This window comes from Thermococcus sp. (assembly GCF_027012695.1).
GTDB lineage: Archaea > Methanobacteriota_B > Thermococci > Thermococcales > Thermococcaceae > Thermococcus.
In genome coordinates this window covers 1-18,260 of record NZ_JALUYR010000091.1, presented here as the reverse complement: position 1 = coordinate 18,260, position 18,260 = coordinate 1, and the positions used below count along the sequence as shown (strand labels likewise).

The following is an 18,260-nucleotide window of genomic DNA, read 5'->3' as shown; positions in this document are numbered from 1 at the left end:
GGGATGATGAGCAATTTCCCTCACTCTGAAATGTGATGAGGAGCCGATGCTCTGACCGTAGAAAAGAGAAAGGGACTCAGCCCGCTATTTCCTGGATTTTCTTCCTCACGAGCTGGTTCACGAGCTTTCCGTCGGCCCTGCCGCGGAGCTTCGCCATCGTTCTTCCCATTATCATGCCCATAGCGCCCATGCCCCTGGCCTTGATGACGTCGATGTTCTCCTGGATGACCTCGTTGACTATTCTTTCCACTTCATTCTCGCTGAGGAGCGTCAGGCCCTTCTCCTCCGCAACCTGCCCCGCGGTTTTCTCCGGGTGTTTCGCGAGTTCCTTGAGAATTTCCTCAAATGCCTCCTTCGCTATCCTGCCGTGGAGGTAGAGCTCGAAGGCCTCCTTTATGTGCTCCTCCGTGATGTTCTCGATCGGGGCCTCCTTCTTGAGTCCCTTGAGGACCACCACGAGTATTGAAGCAACCAGGGACGGTTTAAGGCCCCTCTTAACAAGCTCCTCGAAGAGTTCGTCGCGCTCGTCGTTAACGAGGGTCTCCGCCAGGCTCCTGTCGATCCTGTACTCCCTGACGAAGCGCTCAACCCTCTCCTGTGGAAGCTCCGGCAGGTTCGCCTTTATCCTCTCCTTCATCTCGGGCGTTATGAGTATCGGTGGGATGTCGGTTTCAGGGTACATCCTCGCCTTGCCCGGGAGCGGGCGCATGTACTGGGTGTTGCCATCCGGCAAAGCCCTCCTCGTCTCCTCTGGGACTCCCTCTATGGCTTCCTTAGCGCGCTTGACGACCTCGACTAAGGCCTTCCTGGCGGTTTCCTCATCGGCCGCGACGAGGACGAAGGCGTCTTTCTCACCGAGGCCAAGCTTTTCGATAACCGCGTTAACCTCTAATTCTGTAATTCCATAATTCGGCAGTTCATCGATGTGGAAGATTCCCCTGACGTACTTCTTGGCCCTGTCGGCCATCTCCGTTCCGAGTCTCCTTCCGGGCTGTATCTCCCTCCCTATAAGCCCGCGGAAGCCGGGGAGCTTGACGGCGAGAACCTTACCGCCCTTCTTGATGGCCCTCGCTATTATCTTTGACTCTGTGTTCTCAAAAACATCGGTGACGTCGTGGAACTCCTCCCTTATATCCTCGGGTTTAACGCCCCTCTCGCGAAGCTCGTCCCTTATTTTGAGCAGGTTCAACTGCCTTTCAACCTCGCGCTCGATGATCAGCGGGATCATATCAAGCTCCTGGACGCCTTTAATCTCAACCCTCGCACCGCCCTTAATGGAGACGTTGAGATCCTGCCTTATCGTTCCGAGGCCGCGCTTGACCTTTCGCGTTGCCCTAAGGGCATCACCGATGTACTTCGCAACGACCTTTGCCTGCTCCGGATGGTGTATGTCGGGTGTGGTGCTTATCTCCACGAGCGGAATGCCAAGGCGGTCGAGGCGGTAGATTACCTCCTTCTCCTTCCTCTCAACGATCCTGCAGGCGTCCTCCTCGAGGCAGACCGTCGGGATTCCAACGCTTCCCCAGGGAGTGTCAACCCTTCCATCCATGGCCACTATGGCGGTTCTCTGGAAGCCGGAAACGTTGGAACCGTCGATGACTATCTTGCGCATGAAGTGAACTTCATCAACCGGGGCCGCGTTGAGGAGGTATCCTATCTGGAGGGCCACTTTCAGGGCCTCTCCATCGGGTCCCCTAGGCGGCTCCTCGTCCATATAAACCAGATCCGTCAGCCTGTAGTTGCCCTGGTAGACGTATTTTCTCCCCTTCTTGAATTCCTCGAGGGCGGCAGGGTCAATTTCTCCGAGCTCGCTCATCGTGGGCCTTAAACGTCTTTCAAAGGTGAAGTCAACTCTCTCCGTCAGCTCACCCGGAACGGGCGAGAACAGCTTTTTGGTATCGAGTTGCCTGTGAATCTCAAGGCCGACCTTGAGGCCGAGCTTTTCGTAATCAAACTTCTCTGTCATCTCAACACCTCCAGAGGGGTTCTCAAAAAGTAATCATCGTACGTGGCTATTCTCGAAATTCCATAAACCTCACAAGCGGCCGCCACCATGGCGTCGTTCGGGAGGAGTCCGTATTTCCTCCGGATCTCCCTCGCCTTGGTGACCACTTCGATGTTTTCATTCAAGAACTCGAGGAGTCCCAGACCTGAAAGTTCATCGAGCATCTCATCGAACTTCTCAACCACCCCATAGAGACCGGGGTTTTTCTTAAGCTCCTTTCTTAGGGCGTACGTGCCTTTCTTGCCTGTGAGCCTTGTGAAGTGGTGGCCAAGGATGACAAAGGAAACCTCCGAGTAAATTGTGGGCGTGATGCAGAGGGTGGACTTAGCACTGATCCGGTCAAGCAGTTCGATGGCCTCGTCATTACCAGCCAACACCTCAACCCAGACGCTGCTGTCAACCACCGTGCGCTCTCTCGGTGAGGTACTCATAGTACTCTGCCTCCCAGTCGTGGTTGCTCTTCTCGATCAGCCCGGCGTACTTGCGGAGGATAGGTCCAGCCCTCCTCACGACCACCTCAACCTCAGTGCCCTCAGGAAGCTCCACCTCACCGAGGGGCTTGAAAACTCCGTTTTGATAAACCGCCCTGATCGGCATGGGGATCACCTCAAGTAGGTGTCAAACCTCGTGTAGGGCGTTATCTCGCCGGCGTAGTTCGTGAGCATCATCTCGCGGACTTCCTTCGGGTCGTCGGTGTGGCCGAGGACCCAGGCCAGCTTGACGTAAGCTGTTTCCGGAAGCATGTCCTCGCATGGAATAACGCCCGCTTTGAGGAGCTTCCTTCCGGTGGAGTAGACGTTGAGGTTCACCCTGCCGTAGAGGCACTGACTAGTCATGCAGACTGCCACCCCCTCCTCGGTGGCGCGCTCTATGGCCGGAATCAGCTCGTTGGGGGTGTGTCCGAGACCCGTTCCCTCGAGGACGAGTCCCCTGTAGCCCCTGTCAACGAAGAAGTCGATGACCTCGGGCTTTATCCCCGGGAACACCTTGACGAGGGCAACCCTCTCCTCCATCCTGTCGTCGATCCAGACCGTTGAGTCGGTTCTCCTCCTGTAGTCGTCGCGCAGGAATTCTATCTCGCCCCTCGGCCATATCTTGGCTATTGGAACGTCGTTTATGCTCCTGAAGGCGTCCCTCCTTGAGGTGTGCATCTTCCTGGCCTTGGTTCCGCGGTGAGCTAAACAGTAGGTGTCGCTTGTCTCGCCGTGCATGACTATCGCAACCTCGCCGAAGTCCGCTGTTGCCATCCTCACAGAGCAGATGAGGTTCATGGCCGCGTCGCTGCTGGGCCTGTCGGAACTCCTCTGCGAGCCGACGAGGATGACGGGTTTACCTAAATCTCGGAGCATAAAGCTCAGCGCCGAGGCGGTGTAGGCGAGCGTATCTGTCCCGTGGGTTACCACAACCCCATCCTCCCCGCCGTTGAGGAGTTTAGCAACCTCGTGGGCTATCCTCTTCCAGTACTCCGGCTTCATGTCCTCGCTCATTATGTTGAAGAGCAGCTTTGGGGTGATATTGGCTATCTCGAAGATCTCAGGAACGGCCTTCGCAAGCTCCTCCGCGGTGAAAGCGGCGTGAACGGCTCCGGTTTTGTAGTCTATCCTGCTCGCGATGGTTCCTCCGGTTCCAAGAATGGCCACGTTGGGGAGTTCTGGCTTCTTCGGAAAGACTTCGGTGAAGCTCACCTCTCCCCTCGGCCGGGCCTTCTCGATTATCTCGACGTCAGAAATTGCATCAATAAGTATCCCGACGTTGTAGCCGTTGTCGAGCTTTATCGTGAGGGTTTCGCCGCTGGAAAGCTCGTAGGGGCTCATTATCCACCCCTCGTAGACGATCCTTCGATCATTCTCCTCCTTGATAACCCTGACGTAATCGCCCACCTCAAGGTTTCTCTCCCTCATAAACTTCTCAACCTTGCGCATTGGCCTCCCTCCACTGGGGATTGAACGAGCTCAATATAAACCTTCGGCCGCAGAACAGTTACCCTGATCCTATCCGGAACCTCGGCTCCTCTATCCACTCAGATTTACAGCGGGGACACCGGGAGGGAACCTTTATCTCGGGGGGAAAAAGGAAGCCGCACTTCCTGCACTCAGCGGGCTTTATGAGGAGGACTTTCCCCTCCCGCCTGAGGGTCTTCTGGATGGCCTTCAGATCCTCCAGAATGACCTTCTTTGCCCCCTTACCCCTCATATCCAGGGCTAACGCAAGCTCGCTCGGTGAGTAGTCCCGTTCCTCCAAAAGCTTTATTATGCGCTGCCTTCGAGTCATCATCGCGAGACGATTATAGGAGAGGGATATAAACCTTCGGGTGGGAGCATGATAGTCAAGAAGGCCGGAGAGGTTCTTGAAAGGTACGGGCTGTGCGATCACTGCCTCGGCAGGCTGTTCGCGAGGCTCGGAAAGGGCACCAATGAGGAGAGGGGAAGGGCGATAAGGTTCGTCCTCAACATGGAGCGCTCCGCGAAGGGATTGCCCCCCATGGGCGAGCCTGAGAAGTGCGAGCTTTGCGGAAACATCTTCGAGAGGATCCCCCTGCTCGTTGAGAGGATGAAGGAGGCCTCCTCGGGAATAGAGTTCGATACCTTCCTCGTCGGTTCTCGCTTTCCAAATGAGATCCGCGAGAAGGAAGAGAGCATCTGGAGGGAGTTCGGAATCAGCACGGGAGAGCCGATAAACCGTGAGTTCAACCGCGAGCTTGGGAAGGCTTTCGGTTTAGCTACCGGCAAAGACACCTCAAAGAACCCCGACGTTGTCTTCATTGTTGAACCCTACTTCGGTGAAATCGAGCTTCAGATCAACCCGATTTACGTCTATGGCAGGTATAGAAAACTCGTCCGCGGCATTCCCCAGACACCTCTTCCGGGTTTCGAGGACAGCGTCGCATCAATAATCTGCAGGGCCTTTTCGAAGGCGAGCGGTGGGAAGTGCGTCTTCAAAGGCGCTGGAAGGGAGGACGTTGATGTCAGAACCCTCGGCAACGGCAGGCCCTTTATCGTCGAAATCAAGGGGCCCAAAAAGAGGAAACTCGACCTCGACGCCATAGCAAGGGAGATAAACGCGAGCGGGAAGGTAGAAGTCCTTAATCTCCGCTTTGTATCTCCAAAGGAGGCCGGGGAAGTTCTCACGAAGAACCATCGCAAGGAATACCTGGCCCTGGTTCTCGTTGAGGATGGGGTAACTCCCGAGGAAGCCGGGGAAGTGGCGAGGAAGCTTAGAGGCCTGGAAATCCATCAGAGGACGCCCTGGCGTGTGAGGAAGGCGAGGGCGGACAAGGTAAGGGTCAGGAGGGTTCACGAGGCGGATGCGAGGTGGATAGACGAGAGGCACTTCGAGCTGCGCCTCGTCACCGACGGCGGCCTCTACATCAAGGAGCTGGTTTCCGGCGACAGGGGAAGGACGAAGCCGAGCGTGAGCGACCTGCTCGGAAAAAGGGCGTGGTGCGAGAGGCTCGACGTTCTGAACATTCTCGACGACTGAAAACTTTATAAACGCTTCTCGTTAGAGCATAGCGGAGCCATAACAGGCCTAGTCCGTACACCGCATGAAGTTGAAACGCCCGATTGGGTTCGTTGTGTGACGGATAAAACCCGTGAGGTGGTTGGAATGGTTCAGAAGGCGCACAGCTTTAGAAGGAAGACCCGCGGCAAGCTGGGTAAAAAGCCGAGAAAGAAGGGCCTCCCGCCGCTCACCAGGTTCCTTCAGGAGTTTGAGGTCGGGCAGAGGGTTCACATCGTTATAGAGCCGAGCTACCACAGGGGAATGCCCGATCCGAGGTTCCATGGAAGGACCGGGATCGTGGTTGGAAAGCGCGGCGATGCCTACGTCGTTCAGATAAACGACGGCGGGAAGGTCAAGACCTTCTTCATACACCCAGTCCACCTGAGGGCCCAGAAGGGATGAGCATGATAGGGCGGAAAAAGCTCGAGGAGCACTACATGACGATAGCGGAAACGAAGGAGCTCCTCGAGAGGCGCAAGGCGGAGGGCATGGAGGAGAACCCGGAGGAACCGATGTTCTATGAGGCCCGGGTTAGCCTTGAACACGCGGAGCGCTTTGCAAAGCTCAGGCCCGAGCAGGCCGCGGAGCTGAAGGGGAAGCTGGTCGGTCTCTTCGAGTGGCTCGACGAGAGGAGGGCGGTCAAGATTATAGACCTCCTTCCCGAGGATTACTTTGACATACGGGTCATCTTCGCCAAGGAGGACTACATGCCAACTCCGGAGGAGGCCGAAGAGATACTGAAGCTCCTCGATGAATACCGCCCCGAGGGGTGACCCCTCTTTTTCCTTTTCATCTTTAGACAAAGTATAAAAACTCCTGGAGTCATATGTTTTGGGGGAGAGACGATGGACAGGTATAGGAGGCACTCTTACCGGGAAAGCCTCGATAAGAAGAGGAAAAACGTTGAGTATGAGGAGTACGCTTACGTTCTGGACTATCTGCCCGAGGGCTACACCGATCTGACGACCGGCAGACGAACCGGGAAGCCGGTTGCTCAGGTCATAGGTGAGAAGGCGTTCACGCTACTCGAGGTTGCACCGAAGGAGGATCTCATGCTCTACGAGAGGGTCTTCATCGGCAAGGGGCAGAGGGACAAGATCCTCATGATCAACAGGAAGATTCACTACGACGACCTTACCGCCACGGCCAAGGCCGAGCTTCCCTACGTGGTCGAGGAGATAGTGAGGAACAACGAGGAGCGCTTCGTTCAGTTCTTCAACATGGCCCCTCCGATAACCAACAGACTCCACAGCCTCGAACTCCTCCCCGGAATAGGCAAGAAACATATGTGGGAGATAATAGAAGAGCGAAAGAAGGAACCCTTCAAGAGCTTCGAGGACCTGCGCCATCGCGTTAAAGGTCTTCCCGATCCGGTGAAGATGATAGCCAGACGAATTGTCGAGGAGCTCGAGGGTAAGGACCGTTACCGGCTCTTCGTGGGCTCCAGGAGGCTATTCCGCGTATGAGGGAACGCCTTTTCCATTTAATTTCGAAATACAACCTGAGGGCCAACCGGGATCTCGGCCAGAACTTTCTGATAGTACCCGACGTAATCGAACGAAACGTCGAGCGGGCAGGGCTGAGTGAAAGGGATACGGTCCTTGAAGTTGGTCCCGGCCTGGGGGTTCTAACCGACGTGCTCAGTGAAAGAGCCGGAAAGGTATATGCCATTGAGAAGGATCCCCGGCTGGTCGGTATTCTCCGCAGTGAATATAACTGGCCGAACGTTGAGATAATCGAGGGCGATGCGCTAAGAGTTCCGCTCCCCGGGTTCAATAAGATCGTTTCCAATCTTCCCTACCAGATCTCGTCCCCTATAACGTTTCGATTTCTGGAGCACGATTTTGAGCGGGCCGTTCTGATATATCAGCTCGAGTTCGCCCAGAGGATGGTTGCAAAGCCCGGTGACAGAAATTACTCCCGTCTCTCCCTGATGGTCCGGGCAAAGGCCCGCGCCGAGCTTGTGGAGAGAATCGGCAGAGGAGCCTTCTGGCCCAAACCCAGGGTGGACTCTGCGGTGGTTGTGTTAACACCAAAACCAAAGGACGAACGGATAGAACTGAAGGAGAACCTCGTAAGGGCCCTCTTCCAGCACCGGAAGAGCACGGTATTATCGGCCCTGAAGAAGTCCCATCACATGCTGGGTCTGGATCGTGAGGGATTCAGGGGCATTAGAACCTCTCTCCCGTCCATACCCCACGCAGAGAAGAGGGTTTTCCAGCTGTCTCCGGAGGACGTTCTTGAGATACAGGAGTACCTCGCGTCACTCGGCGTCCTCTGAGTTCCCGGGAGGAGTGCGATACCGATTCAGAGCTTCCGGTAGTTACTGCCTTCTATTTCGCCAGCCATGAGAGGGTTGCCCTCCAGCGAGTGCATTGGAACTTTCCTGGTAAATGCGCTCGTTCCGGGCAGAGTCCTATTCGTCTGGTGGGGTCTGGGGTATTCTCCCTCCGATAACCCATTCACAGTCTCGCCGACGATTGGTTTTTAAGGCGAATTCCAAGAAACCCTGCCATGAGGATCGCCATAGTTGACGGATACACCGACGAACCCGCGGGACTCGGAGTGCCCCCCTATCTCGGAATCTACCCCAGATACGCCTACGGCGCGATAAAAAAGGCCAATAAGAGTGCGGAGGTTTTCTACCTGACCATCGATGACCTCAGGGCGACTTTCGAGGGAGAAAACGGGATCGCAACAAGGAACAAGACCCCAAACTTTCCTGAGACGAAGAAAATACTCGAGACGGCCGACGTCATAGTCTACATCGGCGGCCTTCACACGCCCGGAAAGTATCTTTCAGCGGTTCCCTCGCAGGTGGATGAAGTTGCCAAATTCCTCAAGCCGTTCAAGGGGGTTAAGATCCTCGGCGGGCCGGCTTTCATGGGTTCCGCCCACGCGGGTGGGACAAAGGTAACCTCGCGCGAACTTCTCCTGGCACAGACGGTTTTCGACCACATCGTCTACGGCGACCTTGAGGCGTTTCTGTTTGACTACCTCCAGGATCCAAAGGACGCAGATCCCTTCCGCTTCAGAGACTACGCCGAGCTGAGGGATTACGCGATCATCGGTGCCGAGGTCGTGAGACAGTTTCCCGACTTCCCGGACTTCGTTATAGTCGAGATCGAGACTCAGCGCGGCTGTCCGAAGGCGATGGGTATAGGCGGTTGCTCCTTCTGCACCGAGCCGGTCAGGTATAGAACGGTCGAGGACAGGCCGGTTGAGGATGTGGTTGCCGAGGTCAAGGCGCTCTACGATCTTGGGGTGAGGCACTTCAGGGTTGGGCGGCAGAGCTGTATCTTCTCATACATGGCGAGACCGAACGGCAGGGTTCCGGTTCCAAATCCGGAGGCAATAGAAAAGCTCTTTGCTGGAATACGTTCCGTTGCTCCTCACGTTAAAACCCTCCACGTGGACAACGCCAATCCCGCCGTGATAGCGAACTATCCGGAGGAGAGCATCAGGATAGCCAAGGCCCTAATAAAATACGGAACGCCGGGAAACGTGGTTGCCTTCGGTCTTGAGAGCGCGGATCCGAAAGTTGCGAAGCTCAACAACCTCAACGCCACCGCCGAGGAAACCTACGAGGCAGTAAAGATACTCAACGAAGTCGGGGGAAGGAGGGGTTACAACGGGATGCCCTGGCTTCTCCCTGGGATAAACATCGTCTTTGGACTTCCCGGCGAGACGAAGAAGAGCTATGAGCTGACCTTCCAGTTCCTCAAGAGACTCTTAGACGAAGGCTTGATGGTCAGGAGGATAAACATCAGGCAGGTGGTTGTTTTTCCAGGAACGCCCCTCTGGCACCTCAGGGGCAAAGTCAAAACCGAGAAGCACAAGCGTCTCATTCAACACTATAAGTACAAGATAAGGCACGAGATAGACCTTCCGATGCTCAAGCGCGTCGTTCCCGTTGGAACGATCCTTCGCGATGTCCGCGCCGAAGTCTTTGACAACGGCCTCACCTACGGTAGACAGATAGGGAGCTATCCCCTCATCGTTGGCATGCCGAAGAAGATGCCCCTCAACAGGTTCTACAACGTCATGATAGTCGATCACGGCTACCGCAGTATCACAGGAATCCCAGTTCCCGTCAACGTGAACACCGAGAGCCCTAAGGTTCTTCAGTACCTCCCCGGAATCGGGAAAAAGACAGCCGTGAAGATTCTATCAAAGAGGCCCTTCAGGAGCAGGGAGGAGTTCTTCGAAACGATTGGAAATGAGAAAAGGGAGATCCTCGAAGAGGCCATCACCCTGTGATTTTCACTACCTTCGTTTCGTTCCCTTCGGGCCATTTGAAGCCTATGAGGTTCTCGATGAGCACAACCTCGGCCCTCAGAGTCTCGTCCGTCTTCCCCTCTATCACCAGGAGGCCCTTTCTTGGAACGAATATCCTGTTTTCTTTGGCCCCCTCCGCCGGTCCAATGAGGAGAACCGCCAGGTGATTTTCGTTGCCGATCTTTCCCCGGCCTATATCAACCTTGGTCCAGAAGTTGAGGTAGGCCCTCCGGTACCTCAGCTGGGTCTCGTTGAAGGCATACTGCCGGGCGGTCGCGTTGTCGTAGCCCATCTGCAACCCCCTGATGTAGTAGTTGGCCGCAAAGATGCTCGCCACGACCCCGGATATCTCCGAAACGGCCAGCGTCCTGTACCTGCAGTCTCCCGGGTAGAGCAGGGGGTTGTCCCTGCAATGCACCAGGGAAGGGTCACCCATCACTATCGTGAAGTAGTCGTAAACGCTCCTGAGGGTCAGGTTGAGATCAACAACGGGACTTCCTGTGAGGTAACTGTCGAGGGTGACGTTGAATACCTTGGAGCCCTCCGGCGGCCGGTGGCCCCCTTCCAGGAACTCCCTGTACTCCTCGGCGGTGAGGGTGTAGAACTGTGCGGACGGAGTGTATATTACGACGTAGCCCTTCGATCCCTTGGGAATTCCCGGGTTTACCACAGTCCCGAAGCCGTGGTAGGAGTACAGAAGGTAGCCAAGGGGAGCAAGGATTACCAGGAGAATGGTGAGTACTGCGGCGAGCTTTCTAGGGCTCAAGGTCAAAACCTCCAGAAAAGAGAATTAAAGGGGAGAAGAGCCTTCAGTGAAGGCTGGCAAGGTACTGCATAAGGGCCTCGGCGGCGGCCCTGGTCTCGTTCCTCGTGGCGCCGGCGACTATGACGACGTCGTAGCCGCCGAGGGCGTCCGGTATGTACTCGATCTCGCCGGGGCTGTTGTACCAGTCGACCTTGCTGATGTTCTGGTCGACGAGCCACTTGGTTATCTTGTTGGCGACCGGTCCGCCAACGAGGATGAGGTTGGCTCCCGGGTCCTCCATGTTGACCTCGAAGTCCATGACGGTTATCGGTTCGCTGACCGGCTTGGGCTCGATCTTGGTGACGGTGGCGTGGATCTCCTCGACGACGAAGTCGGTGTCGGGTATCTTGTCACCGACCTTGAGCTCCTTCTCGATGAGCTTGCCCTGCTTCTCCTTGAGGCAGAGGTAGGCGTAGGCAACGACGAAGTCGGTATCGGTTATGTTGCCATCACCGTTGATGTCGTAGTTGACCTTCTTCTCGTTGAGGGACTTCATATCGAACTTGTACTTGAGGTCGTACTTGCCGAAGACGTCAACCGGGTTGCCCTCGAGCTTGTCGAGGTTGGTGAGGGTAATGTTCTTGATGTAGTTGCCGTCGGTGTGGATGATCATCTTCCACTTCTTGCCATCGTAGGTGATGGTGTGGCCGCTCTTGTAGGTCTTGACGTTAACCTGGGCTGAGATGCTGGCTATGAGGTGGCCGTCGATACCGACGAAGGTGTCCTCGAGGGTGAGGATGACCGCTCCATCGCCGAAGACGTCAACCGGGTTGCCCTTCTCGAGGATGACCTGGTCGCTCTCCTTTCCGGTGACCGCGTTCTTGACGGTGACGAGGGCCCTCTGGTCAACGATGCTGATGTCGAGGACGGTGATGACCCAGTCGGTTCCCTCTATGGCCTGCGGCTCGCCGACCTGGTACCACTCGGTACCCTTGTCGAGACCGGCGACGAAGCTGTTGTTACCCACATCGAGGACGTAGTAGGTCTCGCCGAAGACGGTGAAGGTCTCCCTCGGCTTGACACCCTCGGTGTAGGTCTTAACTATGGTTCCGTTGTCCTCGGCAACGTTCTCGGCGTCGCCAATGTAGTAAACGGTGACGTTCTGGTACTCAGCTGGAACACCCCACTCGGGGTAAGCATCCCTGACCTTCTTGGTCTGGACGATGCTGTAGTTGTAGAGCACGTAGTCAACCAGAACGGTGACGTTGCCCGGGGTGATGACTATGTTGGCGTCCTTCGGCGGGGCCTTCTTGTCCCAGTCGCTCGGGTTCTTGGACTTGAGTTCGAGGTTCTTGAAGGTGACGTGCCAGTCAACTATCTGCTTGTCACCGATCTTGTCCTTGTCCGGGATCGTGGTGGTGACCTGGAACCAGTCCTTCCACTCGTCGTAGGTCATGTCGTAGCCGGCACCGTTCCACCAGTAGTCGCCCGGAAGCTTGTCGTAGCCGGTGGCCCAGGCGGTCTTGTTCCTTATCGTGCTGGCGTCGTACTTGTAGATGGTCCACTTCTTAACGGTCTCGGGCGGGTACTCGGCCTTGATCTTGACGTAGTCGCCCTGGACCTCGACCTGCTCCTCGGTGTAGAGCAGGCTTCCAAGGGCAACGGCTATGTCAGCGGCACTGGCGACGTCCATAGCGGCAGCGCTACTTCCAACAACGATTTTAACGTTCGGGGTTCCATCGGGCTTGACGAAGAAGTCCTTCGGTATGTTCGGAACTTCAGTGGCACTTGCGAAGCCCATGGTGGCTCCAACCATTGCGGCACCAACTGCGAGCGCCGCGATCTTTTTCACTTTCATCTCCCAACACCTCCTTGGCTTTGGGCTTACACCCTGGGATGGTCTAATACGTTTTGTCAATGACTTTCTGTCCGGTTGGGGTATATATACTTTTCGCTTTCAGACCCTTTCTCCGCTTAAAAGAAGCTCGCTCATTGCCGTAAAAATGAAAGGGAGCTTAATTAAATGCCTATAGGCTTTTCGCCTTTTGCCGATAATATCACGGCTTGAGTTTGAACTCGGTGTTCTTCTTTTCCAGGATCTGCCTCTTCACGGGTCTGGTGACGAGCTCGTTGACAAAGCCGCTGAGGTCCGTGAGAGTGTTCTGAAGCTCGTTGGCGGTGATGTCCACCACCTCCGGCTCGATGATGGATATAGCAACGGGGGCGTACTTCCCCGTAAGCTGAAACATCGTTTCAAAGGGGGACAGCAGCTCCGCGGCCAGGAGTCCTTTGAACCTTCCCTTCTCTTCCTGCCCCTGAACGACCAGCTTGTTTATCCTGCACCCCTCCAGGGAGAGGGCCTTTGCCATTGTCTCCTTTATGGCGTCTCCGTTTTCCCCGAAGACCTCGATGACAAAGCGGTACAGAAGGTTCCTGTCCTCGATTATGAAGCTCTCTATCTCCTCCCTCTCGTAGCCTATTCTGGGCATAGGCACCTCATCAAGCTTTGGATAGACGGCCAGTCCTCCAAACTGCTCCATGAGTTTGCCCATGACCAGGGAGACCTCCCCGAGGATTTTCATCAGCTCCCTGGCCTCCACCTCCAGCTTTCCTGGTTTCAGAACCTCCACGATGGCAGGGGAGTACTTGAGGGTCAGGTTGACTATACTGGCCAGATCTCCCGAGAGCCGTGCTTCGATCAATCCCGAGTACTTGAGGGGCTCCTCACCGTTTTCGAGGATTTCTTCGATCCTGATGTATTTCACGTTGACGTTTTCATCCCTCAGGTTTTCGGCTGTCTCCCTCAGAGCGCTTTCTAAAACTTTCCTGTCGTTGCCCAGCCCTTCGATGTAGAAAATAACCTCTATCTCCTCCAATTTCACCACCACATGCCCTTATACTGCTTCCCCTTGTAGGTCCCCACGATGGGGATCTTCTCGCCGCAGTACTCACACCTTCCGTCGTCTGTGATGTGATATTCGGTGATCTCGAACCCCCAGCGGACTATTAGGGGCCTTCCGCACCGCGGACAGTATGTGTTCTCCCCAGGGTGTCCTGGCACGTTGCCGATGTAGACGAATTTAAGGCCCTCCTCTCTGGCGACGCGGTAGGCCATCTCTATCGTCTCGAGCGGGGTGGGAGGCAGATGCATTAACTTGTAGTGCGGGAAGAAGCGCGAGAAGTGAACAGGCGTATCGTCGCCGAGCTCTTCAACCACCCAGCGGGCGAAGGCCCTGATTTCCTCCTCCCCGTCGTTGAGCGTCGGAATTATGAGATAGGTAAGCTCGACGTGGATTCCGAATTCCTTCTTGGCAATCACCGCGGTTCTCCTGCTCGGTTTACCGCTCGGCACGCTCGCTATCTTCATATAGAACTCGTCGCTGAATGCCTTGATGTCGATGTTCATGGCGTCTATGTATGGCGCAAGTTCCCTGAAGGGTTCCTCGTTGATGTAGCCGTTGGTTATCAGAAGGTTGTGGATTCCCTCCTTTTTAGCGAGCTTTGCTGTTTCCAGCACGAACTCGTACCATATCGTCGGCTCGTTGTAGGTGTAGGCGAGGTTCTCGCAGCCGTAGTGCTTCACCATCCTGACGACCATCTCGGGCGTCATATCGTGGAGGTATGGGAAGCTCTCATCGGCCTGGCTTATCTCCCAGTTCTGACAGTGTTTGCAGTGCATATTGCAGCCGACGGTCGCTATCGAGAAGGCGCAGGAACCTGGCCAGAAGTGGAAGAGTGGTTTCTTTTCCACGGGGTCGGTTCCGATGGCCGAGACCTTCCCGTAGTTGAGTGTGTAGAGTTTTCCACCTATGTTCTTCCTCACCCTGCAGGATCCTCTCTGACCCTCGTTGATTATGCAGTTCAGGGGGCACAGCCTGCAGCGAACCTTCCCCCCCTCAAGTGGCTCCCAGTACATGGCCTCTCTCATGATCTCACCCCCGGGTAGTTGGATTTACTCACGTTTAAGCTTTCCGTAAAGCTCGCGGTACTCGCCCATGGTGAGAAACCTTGCTCCCTTTGATCTGTAATAGTCTATCAGCTTTCCGAGGAGCTCAAGGGCCCTATCGCCTGTGTTGAATCTGCAATCCCACCTTACCCTTTCTCCCTGCATCGGCACGAATTCCCAGGGGTGGGCGAAGTAAACCCTCGGCTCCTTGAGGCGCGAGTGGATTATCCTCTGAAGTCTCCAGGGGAGTCTTATCACCGAGCTCGTTGTTGAGGCAGGCACCTCCAGGACGTTCCCGAAAAACTTCACTCCCGAGCGGTAGCCCTTGTAGGTGGCCCTGGATGAGTCGACGAGAATTCCGTTCTCCTCCAGAACTCCATAGTAACGCTCCGGGAACTGGAGGTTTGGGGCACGGAAGGAAACGACGTCTCCAAACTCCCTGAGGACTTCAAGGGATCTCTCTATGGCCTTCTTTCCCTCATCGAAGCTCACCCTATCGAGCCGTTCGTGGTTGTAGTTGTGGCTCCCCAGCTCATGACCCCCATCGAGAACCCTTCTCACGAGTCCTGGAAAGCGTCTCGCCATCTCCGCTGTAAAAAAGAAGGTCGCCCTCACGCGCTTCTCCTCCATAAGATCGAGGAGCCCTGGCAGACCATCCTCCATGCCCCTCGTTGTCGTCAGGTAGGGGGGACAGTCGTGCTCCACGTCAAAGGTTATCGATACCATCATCAGCCGAGCCCCCTCATAAGCCTGTACGCAAGGTACCGCCGATCAACGTCGTCTCCCATGTCCATCGTCATCCTGTACACCCTGAGCACCTTCTTAAGGACGACGTCCCATGAAAACTCCCTCTCGGCCCTCTCCCTGGCGGCTATCCCCATCTCAACCAGCCGGTCCCTGTTCTCAAAGATCTCTGCCAGGTTCTCGACGATGCCCTCCTCGCTGTCCGCCAGCAGCCCGGTTTTGTCGTGGAGGACCATGTCGGAGACTCCGCTCTCGTTTCGTCCTACCACAGGGTTTCCTGTGGCCATGGCTTCGAGCCCAACGACGGGAAAGGCCTCCAGAACCCCTGGCATCAGGACGAGATCGGCCGCCCAGTAAAAGGGCAGGAGCCTTCCCCTCTCCATGAAGTCGTAGAGCTCCGTTACCCTTCCCATTCCAGTCCTCCGGAGGTTTTCCTCTAAAATGGGCCTCATAGGACCATTACCTATCATCACAAGCCTCACCTTCCAGGGGGGTAGGTTGCTGCGCTCCAGGGCTTTTCTCACCATTAGGGGTATTCTGTGGGCGTTCTTCCTCTCGGTCATCCTGCCCAGATAGAGGATCACCACCTCATCCTCAACGCCGAGGTTCCTCCGCGCCCGCTCCCTTTCCTCCGGCTCTGGGGGACGCCACTTTCTGACGTCTATGCCGTTGGGGACGACGACGATGGGACGGCCCTTCAGGGCGGAACCCAGAAGCTGCTGGGTGTCCTCCGCCACCGGCGTGCTGACCGCGATGAAAGTGTCAACCCTGCTCAGGTGATGCCTAACGAGGGCCCTCACGAGCGGATCGAGAGGCGGTTTCCCGTAGAAGGAGTGGTTGGTGGCAACCACGGGCACGTTCCTTATCCCCCGCGATATCTTCGCCACGGCGACTGCGAGGGGGGAGTAGATGCTGTGGACGTGGGTCACGTCGAAGTTTATGTCCTTATAGAACTCGTTGATCCGCCAGAGCTGGTCGTAGCCGACGCTCACGTGGTACTTTTTGAAGTAGATCGTCGAGGGGAACCTAACTACCCGGTATGGAAAACTGTCAACATAGGGCTTCATATACCTGTAGTCGTGGGTTATCACATAGGGCTCGTGCCCCGCGAGTAGAAGGTTGCGAGCGAGCTCGTCAATGTGGGATTCGATTCCGCCGACCTTGGGGTAGAACCAATCGCTGGCTATTGCGATCTTAAGGCCTTCCATATTTCAACTCCCCCGGAGGTGAGAAGGACAACCAGTCCGACGATGCTGCTGGCCACGTAGGAAACGAAGCGCTCCAGCAGGGTTATGGGCAGGGCCAGTGCCATGGGCACGCCGAAGTAGGTGAGCGTTCCTATGAGGCCGCCCTCGATTATGCCGATCCCCCCGGGAGTGAATGCTATCAGTCCGAAGAGGAGGTTGGCTATCGAGATGACCGCGAGCAGACCCCACGCCAGATCGAGACCGAAGGCTAGGGCGATGAGCTTCAGTCTGACGACGTCGAGTATCCAGATGATCGAACTCAGGAGTATGGCAATCAGGTTGAGGTCGTGCATTCTACGAAGGGTCATTATCCTGGCCAGCTCCTCCTCCGAGACATCCGTTCGGAAAACCCTCAGCGAGAGCCTGACGAAAGTGTCCCATTTTATCCACACGAGGGCCACGCCGAGTATACCGGCGAGAACGAAGGGAAGGGATTTCCCGGAGGAGAAGTAGCCGATCCCCACGAGGAAGAGCACAAAAACGGGTATGCTCTCAAGGATTCTCTCGTAGACTATGCTCACCGCGGAAACTCCCGGGGGGATCCTGGCCCTTCTCGATACCCAGGCCATTCTCAGGAGCTCTCCACCGCTTCTGCTTAGGGGCGTCACGTTGTTCATGAATATCGAGGCGAGGATGGCCTTCACAAGTTCCTTAAGCGGTGCGTCCCTTCCAACCCCCCTCAGAACCAGCTTCCATCTCACGCCGTAAAGGACGACACTGAGGTAGTAGGTCAGAAAGGCGAGCGCCAGGTAGCGGAGCGACGCACCCTCGATCGCCGAAAAGTATCCCCCTGCAGAATCCATGATACTCCCGAGCATAGTCACGACCGGGAATAGGTTGTCCGGGGGTTTTAAAATGTTATCGGAACATAGGCGTATGCCCCACCGCCCCACGGAAGTGCTCCCATCCAAGGGGGGGTAGCTCCTTTCTCATTCCACCACGGGTGAGGTAAAGGCCGGGCCCCTTCAACGTTCTTCCGATAACCCTGCACTCAACCGGGAGCTCGTCCACTTTGGAGGGGGGCACTGTGAATACCAGCTCGAACTCCTCTCCACTTGCGAGGGCGATCTCCACCGGATCGAGGCCCATGAGCCCGGCAACTTCCCCAACGCCCTTCCCGATGGGCAGTTCTTCCGGGTACACCTCGATTCCGACGCTGCTCATCTTTGCCAGGATGTGGAGTTCCTTCGCCAGACCATCGCTCACGTCTATTGATGAAGCCGCCACTCCCGAAAGGGCCATGCCCTCCCTGACCCTCGCCTTTGGCTCGAGGAACTTCTCGTAGAGAACCCTGCGCGTCCCTTCCGAAACATCGAGGCTGTTTTTCCAGAGGATGTAGCCGGCCAGCGCCCTCCCAAGATCGCCGGTGACGCAGACCAGCTCGCCGGGTTTTGCTCCCGAACGGGTGAGGAGTCTTTCCGCCCTTCCAAGCGCGATCCCATCAATTATCAAATCGTCCGCCTCATTGGTGTCCGCACTGAGAACGGGAACGCTGTAGAAGTCGAGGGCCTCTCCGATTCCCCTTGCAACGCTTTCAAGATAATCCTTCCCCAAATCCCCCGGGATCCCCAGGGAGAAGAGAAAACCTATGGGCCTTGCACCCATGGCCGCAACGTCGCTCAGGTTCATCGTTACGGCTTTGAAACCGACCTGCTCGGGCGTCATTATCTCCGGGACGTCCGTCTTTCTGACGAGCATATCGTTGGTAGCGACCAGCCAGCCGTTACCGAGCCTTATTGCCCCGGCATCATCTCCAAGGGGCAGATCACCCTGCCTTTTGAGGTGTTTGAGGAA

Annotated in this window: 19 protein-coding genes; 6 read left to right on the top strand and 13 right to left on the bottom strand. The window is 56.0% G+C overall.

Features of this window, described 5'->3' with window-relative positions:
* Window positions 1–76: 76 nt before the first annotated feature.
* From gatE to MV985_RS07510, 5 genes are read right to left on the bottom strand one after another with little or no spacing between them, the layout of a single operon-like run.
* Entirely contained in the window at window positions 77–1,966 is a 1,890-nt protein-coding gene (gatE, locus tag MV985_RS07530; protein WP_297464932.1) for a Glu-tRNA(Gln) amidotransferase subunit GatE, read from the bottom strand.
* Entirely contained in the window at window positions 1,963–2,409 is a 447-nt protein-coding gene (locus MV985_RS07525) for a type II toxin-antitoxin system VapC family toxin (RefSeq protein WP_297464930.1), read from the bottom strand. The genes gatE and MV985_RS07525 overlap by 4 nt, the downstream gene beginning before the upstream one ends.
* Window positions 2,402–2,602, bottom strand: a complete 201-nt coding sequence (locus tag MV985_RS07520; protein ID WP_297464928.1) for an antitoxin family protein — start codon at window positions 2,600–2,602, stop codon at window positions 2,402–2,404. The genes MV985_RS07525 and MV985_RS07520 overlap by 8 nt, the downstream gene beginning before the upstream one ends.
* 5 nt (window positions 2,603–2,607) lie before the next feature.
* Window positions 2,608–3,927, bottom strand: a complete 1,320-nt coding sequence (gene gatD, locus MV985_RS07515; protein ID WP_297464926.1) for a Glu-tRNA(Gln) amidotransferase subunit GatD — start codon at window positions 3,925–3,927, stop codon at window positions 2,608–2,610.
* A 58-nt stretch (window positions 3,928–3,985) separates the two neighbouring features.
* Window positions 3,986–4,279, bottom strand: coding sequence for a transcriptional regulator (locus tag MV985_RS07510; RefSeq protein WP_297464924.1), 294 nt, complete (start codon window positions 4,277–4,279; stop codon window positions 3,986–3,988).
* 45 nt (window positions 4,280–4,324) lie between these two features.
* On the opposite strand from MV985_RS07510, the gene MV985_RS07505 reads away from it, so the two are divergent.
* The 6 genes from MV985_RS07505 (at window position 4,325) to MV985_RS07480 (ending at window position 9,766) form a co-directional block, all read left to right on the top strand.
* Entirely contained in the window at window positions 4,325–5,485 is a 1,161-nt protein-coding gene (locus tag MV985_RS07505) for a tRNA pseudouridine(54/55) synthase Pus10 (RefSeq protein ID WP_297464922.1), read from the top strand.
* A 126-nt stretch (window positions 5,486–5,611) separates the two neighbouring features.
* On the top strand, window positions 5,612–5,908 hold the full coding sequence (locus MV985_RS07500; protein ID WP_297464920.1) for a 50S ribosomal protein L21e: 297 nt from the start codon (window positions 5,612–5,614) through the stop codon (window positions 5,906–5,908).
* 2 nt (window positions 5,909–5,910) lie between these two features.
* Window positions 5,911–6,279 carry an RNA polymerase Rpb4 family protein gene (locus MV985_RS07495; protein WP_297464918.1) on the top strand — a complete coding sequence of 123 codons (369 nt, stop codon included), beginning with the start codon at window positions 5,911–5,913 and terminating at the stop codon, window positions 6,277–6,279.
* A gap of 72 nt (window positions 6,280–6,351) precedes the next feature.
* Window positions 6,352–6,972 (top strand): DUF655 domain-containing protein, encoded by a 621-nt coding sequence (locus tag MV985_RS07490; protein WP_297464917.1) that lies wholly within the window; start codon window positions 6,352–6,354, stop codon window positions 6,970–6,972.
* Window positions 6,969–7,787, top strand: a complete 819-nt coding sequence (gene rsmA / locus MV985_RS07485; RefSeq protein WP_297464913.1) for a 16S rRNA (adenine(1518)-N(6)/adenine(1519)-N(6))-dimethyltransferase RsmA — start codon at window positions 6,969–6,971, stop codon at window positions 7,785–7,787. Before MV985_RS07490 ends, rsmA begins: the two co-directional genes overlap by 4 nt.
* Window positions 7,788–8,020: 233 nt before the next feature.
* Window positions 8,021–9,766, top strand: a complete 1,746-nt coding sequence (locus MV985_RS07480) for a radical SAM protein (protein WP_297464911.1) — start codon at window positions 8,021–8,023, stop codon at window positions 9,764–9,766.
* On the opposite strand, the gene MV985_RS07475 is transcribed toward MV985_RS07480, so the two are convergent.
* The 8 genes from MV985_RS07475 to MV985_RS07440 all read right to left on the bottom strand — a co-directional run.
* Entirely contained in the window at window positions 9,756–10,550 is a 795-nt protein-coding gene (locus MV985_RS07475) for a hypothetical protein (RefSeq protein WP_297464909.1), read from the bottom strand. The genes MV985_RS07480 and MV985_RS07475 overlap by 11 nt on opposite strands.
* A gap of 43 nt (window positions 10,551–10,593) precedes the next feature.
* Window positions 10,594–12,387, bottom strand: a complete 1,794-nt coding sequence (locus MV985_RS07470) for an S-layer protein (RefSeq protein WP_297464908.1) — start codon at window positions 12,385–12,387, stop codon at window positions 10,594–10,596.
* 199 nt (window positions 12,388–12,586) lie between these two features.
* The gene (locus MV985_RS07465; protein ID WP_297464936.1) at window positions 12,587–13,405 is read right to left on the bottom strand and encodes a hypothetical protein; all 819 of its coding nucleotides are present in this window, start codon (window positions 13,403–13,405) and stop codon (window positions 12,587–12,589) included.
* Between the two features lie 2 nt (window positions 13,406–13,407).
* Window positions 13,408–14,457, bottom strand: a complete 1,050-nt coding sequence (gene amrS, locus MV985_RS07460) for an AmmeMemoRadiSam system radical SAM enzyme (protein WP_297464906.1) — start codon at window positions 14,455–14,457, stop codon at window positions 13,408–13,410.
* Window positions 14,458–14,481: 24 nt separating this feature from the next.
* Window positions 14,482–15,204 carry a polysaccharide deacetylase family protein gene (locus MV985_RS07455; protein ID WP_297464904.1) on the bottom strand — a complete coding sequence of 241 codons (723 nt, stop codon included), beginning with the start codon at window positions 15,202–15,204 and terminating at the stop codon, window positions 14,482–14,484.
* Window positions 15,204–16,427 (bottom strand): glycosyltransferase family 4 protein, encoded by a 1,224-nt coding sequence (locus tag MV985_RS07450; RefSeq protein ID WP_297464902.1) that lies wholly within the window; start codon window positions 16,425–16,427, stop codon window positions 15,204–15,206. Before MV985_RS07450 ends, MV985_RS07455 begins: the two co-directional genes overlap by 1 nt.
* The gene (locus tag MV985_RS07445; protein WP_297464934.1) at window positions 16,403–17,284 is read right to left on the bottom strand and encodes a lysylphosphatidylglycerol synthase transmembrane domain-containing protein; all 882 of its coding nucleotides are present in this window, start codon (window positions 17,282–17,284) and stop codon (window positions 16,403–16,405) included. Before MV985_RS07445 ends, MV985_RS07450 begins: the two co-directional genes overlap by 25 nt.
* 40 nt (window positions 17,285–17,324) lie before the next feature.
* Window positions 17,325–18,260 (bottom strand): thiamine-phosphate kinase (locus MV985_RS07440; RefSeq protein WP_297464901.1); only part of this gene is annotated, 936 nt, incomplete at its 5' end.